Raw genomic sequence first — 14,650 nt, 5'->3', positions numbered from 1 at the left:
GTATTCCGATGTTTCCTATGAGTTTATGTTAACATATCTGCGGCCACATTTGGAGAACAAAACGTAACTTTTTGCAAGAATGTTCTCTCCCAGTGGACAAATTGTCATGACTTTGGGCTTTTTTGGCTGATTTCAGCCTAAAATGGACAGTCTGTGGTAGACAGGTATGTTATAATACAAATTGAGCCGGGTGTTTCATAAATGCTTCGGCCCGTTCGCTTCATATTTTGCACAGAAATGGTGATTACGATGACAAAAGCAAAGCAAGACACACGTGTCGTCGTCGGCATGTCCGGAGGAGTCGATTCCTCCGTCACGGCGCTTCTGCTCAAGCAGCAGGGCTATGACGTCATCGGCATCTTCATGAAGAATTGGGACGATACCGACGAATTCGGCGTTTGCACGGCGGAAACGGATGCAGAGGATGTTCGCCGCGTCTGCGAGCAGATTGATATCCCTTACTATACCGTAAACTTCGAGAAGGAATACTTTGATAAAGTCTTTTCCTATTTTCTCGATGAATATAAGGCTGGACGCACCCCCAACCCTGACGTCATGTGCAACCGTGAGATCAAATTCGGGGAATTCCTGAACAAGGCGCTGCAGCTCGGCGCAGATTATGTGGCTACCGGGCACTATGCCCGCGTGGTTGAGGAAGATGGCGTGTACAAGCTACTGCGCGGTGTCGACAACAACAAAGATCAGACATACTTCCTGAACGCATTGAATCAGTACCAGCTCTCCAAAGCCATGTTCCCGATCGGTCATCTGCCGAAACCGGAAGTACGGAGAATTGCCGAAGAAGCAGGTCTATATACTGCAAAGAAAAAAGACAGCACCGGCGTCTGCTTCATCGGAGAGCGCAACTTCCGTGAATTCCTCAGTCAGTACCTGCCAGCCCAGTCGGGCGACATGGTCGACATCGCTACCGGCGAAGTCAAAGGCCGTCATGAAGGGCTGATGTACTACACCCTGGGACAACGCCAAGGACTTGGCATCGGCGGATCGGGCAATGGCGAGCCATGGTTTGTGGCTGAGAAGGACTTGAGCCGCAACATCCTGTACGTAGTGCAAGGCGACAAGCATCACAGCCTCTACTCCACCGGGCTGGTAGCCTCCGGAGTAAGCTTGATCAACGGCATAGAGCTCGGCGCGGAGCCGCTGAAATGTGTAGCGAAGTTCCGTTATCGTCAGCCGGACCAAGGCGTAACCTTGACTGCCCGCGAGGACGGAACGGTGCATGTAGCATTTGACGTGCCACAAAAAGCGATTACGCCAGGACAAGCCGTTGTCTTCTATCAAGGCGAACAGTGCCTTGGCGGCGGGACGATTGAGTATGCGGAGAAGATTGAGCCTGCGACGCAGATCGTCTAAAAGTTTCGGATTAAGAACGCATTGCCCAAAGTTCAAATAGACATGGGCTACATCAAAAAGGTGACCACGGAGAAATCCGTTTGGTCACCTTTTTTTGCGTACCCTAATCCTTACTAAAAAGAATTGATATATAAACATCCACCTTCGCTCCTCCCCGCTTGTTATTACCATCTTTTGTTCAGCTTATATACCAAGAAAATATTACTTTATCTTCCAATCGAGAAGCATGTATAATGGTCATTAAGCACATAAGTCGTTCAATTGCTATTACAAATCAGCTTCATTCATTAATCAAACTGTTGCCGATAGATGCTGCTGAAATAAAATACATAGTATTCTCACAAATCGGACAGTCTCTGAACAATGCCTTCAATCAGTATTCGCTTGAGATATCTTCAAAAGAAACTGAGGAAACAAAAATTGTTGGGGTTATTGTTTGGGGCGAGGAAGAGTTAGTCCGGGCGACTACAAAAAAATATAGTGTCTTAAAATAAATGTTAAATTTCACAAAAAGGTTGACACAGAAAATCCCCCTCTGGGGGACTTCTGTACATCAAAACTCAAGTTATTCAAAGAGCCTAGTATTTGCAAAGCTTTTGGTCTTATATTTTTTTAAAACATGTATGCTTTCATCCGTATGGTTTCTTCTAAATTCTCTGACTTTCTTCGCGTGTAAATCTTCTTACTCATCAATTTCGCTCCCCATCACTGCAGCAACTTGAGAATAAAATTTTCGAGCGGTCACTATAGGCTGGTAGTAGCCTGTATCAGCGGGGAAATGCCACTCAACATCGCTGAAACCAGTCACACTCAATGCTTTGTTAATATCCTCTCGCAACAATGCTCTGTACTTAGTTTTATTATGTGTTGTTTTCCATTCACCGTTCATTTCTTGCACGATAAATTGGTTAGTCGTATACGTTTTTCCGTCTTCCGCCCAATCCCATACCTGAAAAACAATCCTCTTCCCCTCATCGAAAACACGCGGCTGTGTCGTTGATAGTTTCTCTTTTACCAATGCATCGTAGTCTCTTATGGTAACTAACAACAAACCATCCGGATTAAGTTTTGTATGGATATTTTGAAAAGCTTTATTTAAATCTCCGTCTGTAAGAAGATGCGGAATAGCATTGTCGGCGGACAGAACTATATCAAATGATCCCGATACATCTTTATCTAACGAGCGAAAATCTGCTACTCCAAAGTTTATATGAACCCCGCGGGATACCGCTTCTTTTTCTGCTCTTTTAACGGAAACAGGACTAATATCAGTCGCACTTACTTTATAGCCGTATTTCGCCAATCCGATTGCTTGTGTACCTATACCGCACGAACAGTCCAGAAGTGAAATGTTATGCGTGTTAGAAATATTCAATTTTGATTTGATAACTTTGTCGAGAACCTCACCTTGTTGTGAAATTGCTTGATCCCAATCAACAAATATAAGATGGTAATCTTCTGCACTCTCATCATAGAACTTTAGCACGGAATCATTCAATTCAAGTTCCCCCTATCGATAAAATTCATCAATTGATTATAACCTTTTTGACAAACAACTTGGCATTCAATTCGTTGCACGCACCCAATCATTTTTCAATAAGATGAACGCAATCCAAGGGAAGGACTGGGTCCGCAGTTTTTAGGGCCATCCTTTGCAGGTTGGCCCTTCTCTTAATCTAACTTAATTCGACTTGTTAACCGAACGTCCTTCAAAAAGCATGATGTTAATTTAGCGGTGGTAACCCCGCGTTAGCTTTGATTCATGAACATGATCGTAGAAATACCTTTTTGCCGGTGCGGATCAGGTATTTTTAACATGCCGCTGTCGACCAAATGTTTGAGTACATAGGCACGCATTGTCCCTGACGCCAAGCTGTTCTGCGACCAGTAGCGCACATATTTATGAGCTTGTTCTGGCTGGCCGTCAAGATTTAATCGATAGACCTCCTGGTCCAACTTCGCTGCAGCTTCTTTGATTATTTCGGACGGTTGTGGAATCGCCGCTCGCAGACGTTCTCCTGTTTGCTTATCTTTGCAATAAACAATATTAACTTCAAGTCCGTTCTCCGTTCGCAGCAGATACTGCTTCTCGAATAGACGGCGATACGCATCAATATTCACATCGTTTTGCGGCAAATTCCCATTAATCACGTGCATCAGGTTGATGAAATCCGAACTTAGATTGTCTCTCCAGCCTCCCTGTCTGCCACACCACCAGGTATCGGCTTGCCATGCCTTCAGTCCGTGTTCATCGGAATCCCGGTTCATATCACCGTTAAAGAAATATTGAAGGCGGTCAAAGCTGACGTCATACTTTCTATCGATTGCTGCAAAAGCGGCATAATGGCCACCGTCTTTGCGGCTGACTGAAACATCTATATGACTCACCTTATTGAGCTCCTTGAAGCTCAACTGTTTACCGGCATACGGAATGAGACTCCACAACAGTACATTGACATCACCGCTCGGAATGTAGACACCCGATTCTTGGAACAATTCGACCATTGAGAAAAATTGCTTGAAATGATGCTCGGCCACAATCTCGGCATACACTTTGAACAAACGGTGTAATGCCTCACTTTTCAATTGGGATGGATCTTCAATATACATATTGGTGCGATATTTCCCACCCGATAATTGATCCATGAATCCGTATTCTTCCAGTGATTCGATTTCATCTTCGATAAATACTGGTGAAATGCCCAATTCTTCAGCGATTTCATTAACCGTGAGCGGTTTGTGATAAGCAGAGAATGCGATATTTTGTCTGATTGCCGTCGCTAGAAAGTCGGAGGTGTCGCCTTTGTTGCCGGGGGATCCGCTGTGTCCTAAATTTGTCATACGGATCGGGTTAATGCCGAGTTTGCCCATTGATCGGATTGTGTTCATCTTGTGTTTTAGCTCCTTTTTCGCTTCGAATAAGTGCCATTTGACTGTGCCACAGGAAAGCTCCATCACAGCCGCGATTTCGCGGATTTTCAGGCCACCGTAATAGTACTTGACTACGATTTCCCGTTGCTGGTGAGATAAAAAGGCGATTTCCCGCCGCAATGCACCAGCTGTTTCTTGACGGATGATTGCGTCGAAGGCCTCGTCTCTGTACATCACCTCGTTATCATCTATCGTCAATTGGTTGGTCGCTTTTACTTTCTCACCGACGTATTTCGCCCACACATAATGCGCGATCTTAAAGACGTAGCTGTTCAGATCGAGAAACTCCGTCTTATTGAGAAGCGCCTGATAAACCTCCAGCGTCATTCTTCCGGCCAGTTCCTCCGCTTCGGCGATATTGCCTGTTTTGTTCAAAGCAAATCCATACAACGGCTTGATGTATTCCTTAATGACACGATCGGCTTGTTGTTTATCCATCACTTGAAGCTCCTTCTTATCAAATGGCACTTAACTAAATACTGCAAAGAAAACGGAAAAGGTTGGGTAGATGAGGAAAAAAATTTCGCTTGGAACGTGTCTTTCCTAAATATGTGGCGCAAGTTTTAATATCAGGTAAAAAACGCACCGACTCCAAGAGCCGATGCGTTTCTGTAAACACTTTTGCAGCTATGAATTTTTCAGTTTGATTGGGAACAGCAGGTCAATTTGATTCTGGTCATTCCATGGCTGATTAAGATGGCAATGGTAGACATAATTCAAATGTTCCTCTAACAAGCCGTTCATAAACTCCCCATTGTCGTCCAAAGTATTCGCTTCAACCTTCGGATTATCCTGATAAACCCAGCGCGATAACAATTCCCACTCTTGGAAATTATCAAGTGTTATCGTATGCGCTGCATACAACCCGCCAGCAAACTTCTTTTTCACAAGTGGTGCAGGAACATCCCATTCTTCTGGAATAGTAACCCAAAACTCGTATCCATAGAATGGTCTTTCATTAGATGGGTTTGGATGATTAAAACCAAATACCCGGGCATCCGGCTTCACGTTATACAACTGGCTCTCCTGTACGAACTGATACAACTGCTTCCCTGCATGCTCTTCGGGATTTTCCCCGATAAAATGGCTAGACGCAACGGTAAAGGGCGGCACGTGGACAATCCTCACATTTTCAATCGTCTGTAATGTCTCCGCAGCTTTGTTTAAATCCTTCATTGACTTATCCTCCTTCAAATCGAGATAGGTTAAGGATAAGGAGGCTACTTCGCGCAGTAGGGCTTCATCGTTTAGCATATTTTGATTGATATCAAGCTGGTGACTGTTTTCCAGCCCTTCGATGAGCTTAAGTATGATTTCCTTGATCGTTGTCAACGAATCGATTCTACCGGTTACCTCTTTGACTCTTTCTTTAAAAATTTCTACAGTCGCTCTGACATCTTCATTCTCAAGAATGCTGGCAATTTGTTTGAGCGGAATATTGAGCTTTCTTAGAATGATAATCTGCTGAAGACGCCGGAGGGCACATTGATTATAAGTACGATAAGCATAGCCCTCTAATTTTGAGCTTGATATAAGCCCTAGTTGTTCATAGTATCTAAGCGTTCTGGTCGTCACTTGATAATGCCTTGATACTTCGCTGATGGTTACGAGCTCCATAAGCAGCCTCCTTTCCTTTATTTGAAGTGTAGAGAACGCCGCGACGTCAAAGTCAATATAGTAAAAGCTTGCCGTTACTTATGATAAGATTCCCATCTCTAGACGAAACGGCAAGTTTTTAGGTCTAGTTTCAGAGCCATCCTTTAATCAAGGTTGTTTGTGATGCTAGTTCCCCTGCAGCCTTATTATCTCGCACAGTTAATTTTAATGAATCAAATATTTATTGACATGAAGTTCTTTCCTTCAACAAAACCAAGACTTTCATACATCGATTTAGCCATATCAGACGAATGTAGCAGGATTTTTCTAATTCCTTGTGCCTTCAAATAGTCTATTGCTTCACTAACAAGTTTGGATACTATACCTTGTCGACGGTAATTTGGGATTGTGAAAACATTAGTCATGTATGCAACCAATCCAGAGGGATTTTCAAATCGTGGTGCAAATTGACATAAGCAAAAACATACTGCAGATACAACTACTCCTCCATCATCAGCAACCCATACAACGAGCGACTTGTCTGATAATGAGGAATCAAAGTAGTTTCTAAATGTTTCATCCATACTACTGTTGTCCTCATTACATAGCAATATCTTACGAAATTTAATTAACTGTGGTATATCGGTCGTAGTCGCCTTTCGAAATAGCATGATTAACTTCCTTCCTGTACAAAATATAATTTTTCAAACATTAAATGCTACACCAAGATACACGCTGGAAGCAGCAGATGAAATCAAACAAGAGAGGTTTGTCAACGAACAATTTTCCCAGTTTAAGAAGACTGATGAACGACGAATTCCATCACTTATATTGCTGTTATTTTATACTTCATATTGAAAGGTGGTAGAGTAATGGATTGCTTACTAGGATGAATCAGACTATGGACTACATCGAAATGAACTTGACCGGGGAGATTGAATTGTCTGAGGTTGCTCGAAAAGCATGTTGTTCATCACATCATTTCCAGAGAATGTTCTCATTCATTACGGATATAACGCTTGCAGAATATATTCGATGTAGGCGGTTAACCTTAGCCGCGCTTGAATTACAAAACAGCGATATTACGAGAATCATCGGTATCGCATTTAAATACGGATATGGATCGCCCGAGCTTTTCATTCGCTTCATGGAGTCACTCCTTCAATAGCACGTCAAAATGGAGTTGAACTTAAAGCTTTTCCTCGTCTCTTCTTCCTTATTACGATAAGGAGCAGAATCTATGAATTATCGTATTGAAACAAAGGAATCTTTTCAAGTATTTGGTATTGAAGGAGTGTTTCAACTGGAAACGATGAATCTCCTAATACTCCAACGCAATTGTGTCAGCAGTGCCACGCCAACGGTGATCTTTGCGGGCGACTTGCCTTCATTTGTTGATAAGAACTTATATAAAGTGAATACCAAAAGAAGACATCTTCCCCGAAGGTTAATGTCTTCTTTTTCTAACACCCCTGTAGCGCAATTATCGAGTAACTGGCATTAATCTGTTTAAGTTTGATGGCCTCGCAGAGCGTGCTCAATTCGCTTATCCGGTATGAACCAGATCAATGCCACAAGTAGGAAAAAGAAGCCGGATATCCAAGGACTCGCATAGGCAGTCAAGGATGCGGTCAAGTAGAGCACGGGAGATAATTTCCCCTTCAAATCTCTGCCCATCGCCAGAACCAATGGGGAATCGCCGGGATGCTGGTTAATAATCGCGCGCTGAAGCAGCCAGTACGATATCGACGCGAGTAGTAAAATAATACCGTATAACGCCGTTGGTGTTGCTGCAAAATGGCTTTCACCCATCCAAGCTGTCGTGAACGGTATAAGGGATAACCAAAAAAGAAGCAGTAAGTTGAGCCACATTAAACGCCCGTTCATCGTTCGAACCATGTGTAGTAGATGGTGATGATTATTCCAGTAGATTCCAATATATACAAAACTGAAGATGTAGCTTAAAACCTTGGGGCCAAGCGTGATCAGCGAATACCAGTCATGGTCTTCCGGCACTTTAAATTCCAGCACCATAACCGTAATTATGATCGCCAACACGCCATCGCTGAACGCTTCCATCCGATTCGCTTTCAAAATACTTCACCTTCTCCTCTCTTCTCATTCAGGGAACCACCGAATCTGTTCAGCGGATGCTGCAATATTACGGAAAAACGATTTCACCGTTGTCGCTACTGACATCAAAAAAGCCCACCATGTGTTTTAATGCTAATTCCCGCATTGTCGTATAGGCCTCCTCAGCAACGGAATAAGCAAAAGCCGCATAGATGACGGCAGAACCAAGCGAGTAGTCGGTCAAGCGGTTATCAGTTCCAGCTTCCTCCATAGCTTCAAAAATTTCATCATCTGCATTCATATTGGGGAAATGTTCCGCCAGCTCACTGTAAAAGTGCTGTAACGCCTCGGAGCAAACGGAAGGAGCATTATATTCATGGTCTTCCGACCATTGCACTTGCTGCTCATACCAATCCATAAATGCTTCCCTTTCCTTCGGCGCCTTGGACGGCTCGAAAGCCATTAAATCATAGCTCACTTGAATTCCTCCTGTATTAAAATTTCAGAACACGCCTATTTCTCTTTATACAATCGATATAACCTACAACATTTTTTTCAGAACCAAGAACCATAGCATCTTCCACTCATGGTTTGATCTTCTGACTCTAAAAAGTCTTCCTCAACTACCATGCATTCAGATTATCACATCCCCAGCGTAAGAAAAATAACTTATTAGAACTAAGCAAACCACAAGAAAGTGAAAAAATGAGCAGCCCTGTCCGGAATCTCGTTGTTACCTAATCTTAGTCGATGTATTTCAAATCTCTGTGGATGAAAGCAAAGGTTCCCCGACAAGCTCACCATCTTGATCTGACATTAAAAAAGCCCCAAAAGCACTATCCTCTATAGAGAAAAATCAAAGGGCACCCGATAGGGCGCCCTTCCGTCTTGCATACCTGCATTTAATATATAAGTGATGCATCCGCTATGTTATTTGAGTAATTGATACACTTGTTCGACATCCTTATCCCCACGGCCGGACAGATTGACGATGATGATCTGATCCTGGCTCATCGTCTGCGCCAGCTTCTTCGCATGTGCAATCGCATGTGCGCTCTCCAGGGCAGGAATAATTCCCTCTGTGCGAGACAGTTCCTGAAAAGCCGCCAGCACTTCTTCATTGGTAACTGTTGCATATTCAGCACGGCCCGTTACCTTCAGGTGGCTATGCTCCGGTCCAATGCCCGGATAGTCAAGTCCAGCGGCGATCGAATAGGTCTTTCTTGGCTGGCCTTCCTCGTCCAGCAGAACTAAACACTTGAAGCCATGAATGACGCTCGGTACACCTTCGGTTAAGGATGGCGCTTGATCGGGCTCAACGCCAATTAAGCGGACAGTCGGCTCATCGATGAAGTGGGCGAATGCACCGATCGCATTGCTTCCCCCGCCTGTACAGGCCACTACCGCATCTGGTAAACGGCCTTCTTTTTCCATAATCTGAAGCTTCGATTCTTCGCTAATAATGGCCTGAAAGTGCTTGACCATCGTTGGGAACGGGTGCGGCCCCACTGCGGATCCTAACAAATAAAACGTATTTTTATAATTACGGACCAGATCATCCAGCGCTTCATCTACTGCGTCCTTCAGTCGTCCTTGGCCTTTATGTACCGGTACAACCGTTGCACCGAGCAGTTCCATTCGGAACACGTTAAGGGCCTGGCGCCGCGTATCTTCGGCTCCCATGTAGATGACACAATCCATATCAAACATAGCGCAAGCAGTAGCCGTAGCAACACCGTGCTGGCCCGCTCCAGTCTCAGCGATAATCCGTTTAGCCCCCATCCGCTTAGCAAGCAGAATCTGGCCAATTGCATTGTTGATCTTATGTGCTCCGGTATGATTCAGATCCTCACGCTTTAAGTAAATCTTCGGCCCACCCCAGGCTTTGGTCAACCGCTCTGCATACGTCAGCGGATTCTCGCGGCCAACATATTCACTGAGATAGTAACGAAGCTCTTCCTTAAAATCTGGGTCGTCTTTGTATTTATTAAATTGCTCACTCAAATAACTCAGCACTTCCTGCAATTCCGGCGGAACAAAGCTGCCACCAAACTCTCCAAAGTAACCCTCTTGCTGCAATTGTTGATCCATAAGAAAGCGCCTCCATTAGTCGACATAAGAATGGTAATTACTCCTACCATCTTAACATAAATGACTGGAATACAATTACAATTGACCTTTGTTTAATAAAATTTTGACTGACTCTGTCGAAATTTGATACGGAAAGTTTCTTCTTCAAGTAAAAAATAGGAAATCAACTTTAATATTTTTCGCTTTTATCCCTTTTAATGTTAGCGTTATTATATCCTATGAAACTTATAATCTGACTGGAGGCAATAATCTTGGAAGCACGTAATTCAACATATAACTTTCAGAATGTTAGTATTGGTGCTGAAGCAGAGTTACTACGCTTAAAAGAACAAGCATTAATGGGCTGGGAAAAAGAATATCGCACACTGAAATGGTTTGGACTAGAGGATGGAATGAAGGTATTGGAAGTTGGCAGTGGTCCGGGATTCGTTACGGAAAAATTACTTGATAACTTGCCGGGCAGTGAAATTACAGCATTGGATATCGACGATATTTTACTTAAAGAGGCTAAGCAACGCTTAAATCACATACCCGAATCAAGACTTAAATTCACTAAAGCATCCGTCTACAATACTGATTTACCTAATGATTATTATGACTTTGCTATTGCACGTCTCTTATTCCTTCATCTACATAACCCGTTGCAAGCAGCAAAAGAAATTAGACGCGTACTCAAACCGGGTGGAACGCTCATAATTATTGATATCGATGATGGAGTATTTGGCGCTATCCAACCTGAACTAGACGTATTGCAATCAATATTAAAAAAACTGTCGAGGATGCAAGCTTCAATGGGCGGCAACAGAAATATTGGAAGAAGCTTGCCACGGATATTATCTGATTCAGGCTTTACAGATGTTGATTTAGAAGCAATCGTTCAACATAGTGATTTACAAAGTATCGAGGGATTCAAACGACAATTTGATATAAACCGTTTTTCTGGATTCTATCAGAGTGGGGTTATTACGGAGTATGAGTATGATGAGCTAAATAAATCCTATAAAAATTTTGATAGTTCCCCAGACGCTCATGCAATGATGTTATTTTTTATGGCTTGTGGAAGAAAACCTATGCCCGAGTAAAACTATTCCTAAAGGGCAAACTTAATTGATCACAAATAGTTGCGATCCGAATCTACCGTTATTTTATACTTCATATCGAAAGGAGGTGGACGAATGGATTGGCTTACTAGGATGAATCAGGCTATGGACTACATCGAGATGAACTTGACCGGGGAGATTGAATTGTCTGAGGTTGCTCGAAAAGCTTGTTGTTCATCACATCATTTCCAGAGAATGTTCTCATTCATTACGGATATAACGCTAACACTGAGCACTCCACATGTGTGGAGTGCTCAGTGTTAGCAAAATAGAAAAGGCAGCTTAAGCCGTTTTATTGATCTGAAGGTTCATATTCGCTCTTCAATCTAGAAAAGACAACAAGGTCCACATATTTGCCTTTTTCGAACTCATGTTGCCTTAAGACACCCTCTTTGTGGAAGCCGAGCCTATACATCAATCGCATCGACGCCTCATTCTCTGGTTCCACTTTCGCTTCAATTTTATTGACATTCATAGTCAAAAAACCAAAATGCATGATACATTTCACTACCTCTGTCATAATACCCTTTCCCCAAAAATCAGGATTTAGGTCATAACCAATTTCAATACGATTGTGTATCTTCTCGTAGTTTAGAAATCCACATGTTCCAATCACTTTTTTGGACTCACTATCTTCAATCATCCATCGTAAACCGGATTGTTCCTTAAAAATTTTCTGATACCAATTCATTTCATTTATCGCATCTTCGACTGAAGCAAATGGTATGCATGGCATATATTTCACAACAGCTTCTTTTGAATAAAGTTCGAAAATATCATAGCGATCTTTTTCTTCTTCTCTCCGCAGTATGAACCGTTCTGTTTTTAACTGGGGGAACTCAATAAATGCGAACTCTGAATTCATGTTACTCCTCCTTTTTTCCCACTTCGACTCACAATTTTTTCAGCATATGAATGTCATCAGGTTCTTTGTTGAAAAGCTCCTCATCGACTTCTGACGCGATAGAAGAACCAAAGCTCGAATAGAACTTCACCGCAGATTCAGTTTCTGTGGAGGAGATATAGAGGTATTCTGCTCCTTTTTCGATGGCAGCTTTACTTAATGCGGCGAAAATTTGCCGACCGATGCCCCGTCTTCGATATTCCCGAGTAACATACATCAGGTCGATTTGAAGTTGATTATGCTCTCTTCCCCGCACCTTATGGGCTAGAACTCCGAACCCCACCAACTTACTCCCGTCGAATGCGCCAAATGCCACCCCGCCATGGGCAAGCTCATACTCATATCGTGAAATAATCTCCTGATGATGGTCTTCCATCCAATTAGGGCACTCATGGGGTGTCTTTAATTCTTCAAGAGCCCCATCCCGATATCGGTACGTTAGTTCTATGGTTTCAGAGCGATCTATATCGCGGATTTTATAAGAATCCTCAAGCTTCATTTGAACGAGTGTAACCATACTTCCCCTCCAAAAGCTCAATGTATTATTCACATAAGGATTAATGTTAAAAATGAAGCACTAACCGTTGGAAAACTATCCAGCTCAGAGTTATGAAACGCTCTACACTGTTCTACCGCTCCCGCCGCAGCGCCTGGTTGTGGCGAATCTTCGACTCATTGCCCTGCTCGGTGGCTTGATAGAACACCCTGCGGGCAATCGCTTTGGGCAAGTATTCCTGCTTCACATAATGGCCCGGAAAATCATGCGGGTACTGATATCCAGCATGACCTAGTGCGGCTGCACCTTTGTAATGCGTATCGCGCAGGTGCAGTGGCACCTCGGCTGATTTCAGCTCCTCGATGCTGGACATCGCCTTGGAGATGGCCGTATACACGGCATTGGATTTCGGACTCTCCACCGCAAACAGAATCGCCTGGGCGATGTTCAACTTCGCTTCCGGCCAGCCATTGTTGCGGTACGCCTCCAGAGCGCTAACAGCTTGCACCATGGCCTGCGGATTCGCGAGGCCAATATCCTCGCTGCTAGCCGCGATCAGGCGGCGGATGAAGGTCATTGGGTCCATGCCGAGCTTCTCGACGGCATAGAGGAACCAGAACAGCGCGGCGTCACTGGAGCCGCGAATGCTCTTGTGAAAAGCAGACAACACATCGTACTGCGTCGATTCATCCGCCTTCACGATTGGGCGGCGGATCGACTCCTCCGCGACCTCCAGCGTGATATGCACGCTGCCGTCGCTCTGGGGCGCTGTCGTGAGCGCAGCCAGCTCCAGCGCATTCAGTGCCCGCCGGATGTCGCCGTTCGCCATCGTGGCGATATGCTGTAGGGCCTCCTCGTCCACTCGGAGGTCCATGAACCCCAGGCCCCGTTCCTTATCGTCCAGGGCCCGTTTCATCGCCGTGAGGCTATGCTCCCTCGTCAGCGACTCCAACTGGAACAGCGTAGACCGACTCATTAAGGCCCCGTTCACATAATGGAACGGGTTCTCAGTCGTCGCCCCGATAAAGATAATCGTGCCCTTCTCCACCGCGGGCAGCAGGGCATCCTGACGCGAGCTGTTGAAGCGATGCACCTCGTCCAGGAAGAGAATCGTCTTCGTCCCGTACAGGGACTTGTTGCTCTGCGCTCGCTCGATCACTTCCCGCACATCCTTGACGGAAGCCTCTACGGCATTCAAGCGCACGAACTCGCCCTGCGTGTGATGGGAAATAATATGAGCCAGCGTCGTCTTGCCGCAGCCCGGCGGCCCGTAGAGCAGAATCGACGAGACCTGATCAGCCTCAATAGCCCGGCGCAGCAATTTACCCCGACCTATGATATGCTCCTGTCCGATATATTCATTCAGATTCTCCGGGCGCATGCGATCAGCCAGCAGCCGTCCGTCCCCCCTGCTCTCTTCAAAAGAAAATAAATCCATGATCTCCACTTCCTTGCGATATTCTATATAGGTTGAACCTGACTATTTTAGTTCTCCTATCATACCATATCAGAGAAAAACATAATAAAGAGCATGACCTCGTCAACGGGACGGGAGCCATGCTCTTTGTTCAAAGTGCAGCCTAGCGGCTCAACGCTAGCCGCATTTTTGATATAATTTTACGGATACTTTCTTCCGATAGATGATATCTTTGCTGAAGCTCCGATACAGAGCATCCACTGCGGTGAGAACAAAAAATCTCTTCGTTACGGTTCGCAATCTCCTGCCTTGAACCACTGTTCTCGCCCCATCTGACACGCTGTTCCGACTTCTTGGGGATGTATAACAGTTCTCCCTGGATGTATCCCTGAAGCTCCTCTAGAAGCCTAGGGGGAAGAACATCCCTCCCATTTACATAACTCACGTTTCGTATCCTCCTTCAGTAGGTGTGTTCCTTGAGTTCCCGCCAACTTCTTGTTAAAGATAATCATGTCACGCTCTCCTTTCTTATTCTCAAATTTGGTAAATACCGTAATTTCATTATATTAAACCAACCGTTAGGCGTCTATATTCGGATAGAAAATTTTTGTAATCGTTTTATATGTTTGTAAATCGGACAAAAGCAAGTGCTCGGCACATGAAGACAC

16 protein-coding genes and 1 pseudogene are annotated in these 14,650 nt (G+C 44.3%); 6 read left to right on the top strand and 11 right to left on the bottom strand.

Going from position 1 to position 14,650, the window contains the following annotated elements:
• Positions 1–249: 249 nt before the first annotated feature.
• The gene (gene mnmA / locus ACFORK_RS01570) at positions 250–1,374 is read left to right on the top strand and encodes a tRNA 2-thiouridine(34) synthase MnmA (RefSeq protein WP_379194927.1); all 1,125 of its coding nucleotides are present in this window, start codon (positions 250–252) and stop codon (positions 1,372–1,374) included.
• 233 nt (positions 1,375–1,607) lie between these two features.
• The gene (locus ACFORK_RS01565) at positions 1,608–1,868 is read left to right on the top strand and encodes a hypothetical protein (protein ID WP_379194925.1); all 261 of its coding nucleotides are present in this window, start codon (positions 1,608–1,610) and stop codon (positions 1,866–1,868) included.
• A 188-nt stretch (positions 1,869–2,056) separates the two neighbouring features.
• Here the strand turns inward: ACFORK_RS01565 and ACFORK_RS01560 are convergent, their stop codons facing one another.
• The 4 genes from ACFORK_RS01560 to ACFORK_RS01545 all read right to left on the bottom strand — a co-directional run bounded on the left by ACFORK_RS01560 (position 2,057) and on the right by ACFORK_RS01545 (position 6,572).
• Positions 2,057–2,872, bottom strand: a complete 816-nt coding sequence (locus tag ACFORK_RS01560) for a class I SAM-dependent DNA methyltransferase (RefSeq protein ID WP_379194923.1) — start codon at positions 2,870–2,872, stop codon at positions 2,057–2,059.
• 251 nt (positions 2,873–3,123) lie between these two features.
• Entirely contained in the window at positions 3,124–4,743 is a 1,620-nt protein-coding gene (locus ACFORK_RS01555) for a sigma-70 family RNA polymerase sigma factor (protein WP_379194921.1), read from the bottom strand.
• A gap of 189 nt (positions 4,744–4,932) precedes the next feature.
• Positions 4,933–5,922 carry a MerR family transcriptional regulator gene (locus ACFORK_RS01550; protein ID WP_379194919.1) on the bottom strand — a complete coding sequence of 330 codons (990 nt, stop codon included), beginning with the start codon at positions 5,920–5,922 and terminating at the stop codon, positions 4,933–4,935.
• 212 nt (positions 5,923–6,134) lie between these two features.
• Positions 6,135–6,572: a GNAT family N-acetyltransferase gene (locus tag ACFORK_RS01545; RefSeq protein WP_379194917.1), complete on the bottom strand. Its 438-nt coding sequence runs from the start codon at positions 6,570–6,572 to the stop codon at positions 6,135–6,137.
• Positions 6,573–6,802: 230 nt separating this feature from the next.
• Between ACFORK_RS01545 and ACFORK_RS01540 the strand changes: the two genes are divergently transcribed.
• Both ACFORK_RS01540 and ACFORK_RS01535 read left to right on the top strand, forming a co-directional pair.
• On the top strand, positions 6,803–7,069 hold the full coding sequence (locus tag ACFORK_RS01540; RefSeq protein ID WP_379194914.1) for a helix-turn-helix transcriptional regulator: 267 nt from the start codon (positions 6,803–6,805) through the stop codon (positions 7,067–7,069).
• 72 nt (positions 7,070–7,141) lie between these two features.
• Complete coding sequence (locus ACFORK_RS01535) at positions 7,142–7,405, top strand: hypothetical protein (RefSeq protein ID WP_379194912.1); 264 nt, start codon at positions 7,142–7,144, stop codon at positions 7,403–7,405.
• 5 nt (positions 7,406–7,410) lie between these two features.
• Here ACFORK_RS01535 and ACFORK_RS01530 read toward each other — a convergent pair whose 3' ends face one another.
• From ACFORK_RS01530 to trpB, 3 genes are all read right to left on the bottom strand, one after another.
• Positions 7,411–7,995, bottom strand: coding sequence for a TMEM175 family protein (locus tag ACFORK_RS01530; protein WP_379194910.1), 585 nt, complete (start codon positions 7,993–7,995; stop codon positions 7,411–7,413).
• A gap of 67 nt (positions 7,996–8,062) precedes the next feature.
• The gene (locus ACFORK_RS01525) at positions 8,063–8,452 is read right to left on the bottom strand and encodes a hypothetical protein (RefSeq protein ID WP_379194908.1); all 390 of its coding nucleotides are present in this window, start codon (positions 8,450–8,452) and stop codon (positions 8,063–8,065) included.
• A 452-nt stretch (positions 8,453–8,904) separates the two neighbouring features.
• Entirely contained in the window at positions 8,905–10,065 is a 1,161-nt protein-coding gene (gene trpB / locus ACFORK_RS01520) for a tryptophan synthase subunit beta (RefSeq protein WP_379194906.1), read from the bottom strand.
• 251 nt (positions 10,066–10,316) lie between these two features.
• On the opposite strand from trpB, the gene ACFORK_RS01515 reads away from it, so the two are divergent.
• Together ACFORK_RS01515 and ACFORK_RS01510 are read left to right on the top strand one after the other, a co-directional pair.
• Positions 10,317–11,147 carry a class I SAM-dependent methyltransferase gene (locus tag ACFORK_RS01515; protein ID WP_379194904.1) on the top strand — a complete coding sequence of 277 codons (831 nt, stop codon included), beginning with the start codon at positions 10,317–10,319 and terminating at the stop codon, positions 11,145–11,147.
• Between the two features lie 93 nt (positions 11,148–11,240).
• Positions 11,241–11,390 (top strand): annotated as a pseudogene (locus ACFORK_RS01510) (AraC family transcriptional regulator); the annotation flags it as partial.
• Between the two features lie 67 nt (positions 11,391–11,457).
• On the opposite strand, the gene ACFORK_RS01505 reads toward ACFORK_RS01510, so the two are convergent.
• The 4 genes from ACFORK_RS01505 to ACFORK_RS01490 form a co-directional block, all read right to left on the bottom strand.
• Positions 11,458–12,030 (bottom strand): GNAT family N-acetyltransferase, encoded by a 573-nt coding sequence (locus ACFORK_RS01505; RefSeq protein ID WP_379194902.1) that lies wholly within the window; start codon positions 12,028–12,030, stop codon positions 11,458–11,460.
• A 28-nt stretch (positions 12,031–12,058) separates the two neighbouring features.
• A complete protein-coding gene (locus ACFORK_RS01500) occupies positions 12,059–12,586 on the bottom strand; it encodes a GNAT family N-acetyltransferase (RefSeq protein ID WP_379194900.1) in 528 nt (175 codons plus the stop codon).
• A gap of 112 nt (positions 12,587–12,698) precedes the next feature.
• A complete protein-coding gene (locus ACFORK_RS01495; RefSeq protein WP_379194898.1) occupies positions 12,699–14,003 on the bottom strand; it encodes a replication-associated recombination protein A in 1,305 nt (434 codons plus the stop codon).
• Positions 14,004–14,145: 142 nt separating this feature from the next.
• Positions 14,146–14,427, bottom strand: a complete 282-nt coding sequence (locus ACFORK_RS01490) for a CD3324 family protein (protein WP_379194896.1) — start codon at positions 14,425–14,427, stop codon at positions 14,146–14,148.
• Positions 14,428–14,650: the final 223 nt, after the last annotated feature.

The organism is Paenibacillus sp. GCM10012306 (genome assembly GCF_042649265.1).
Lineage (GTDB): Bacteria > Bacillota > Bacilli > Paenibacillales > Paenibacillaceae > Paenibacillus_AQ.
The sequence above is the reverse complement of the archived record's forward strand: the minus strand, read 5'-3'. Positions and strand labels throughout refer to the sequence as shown.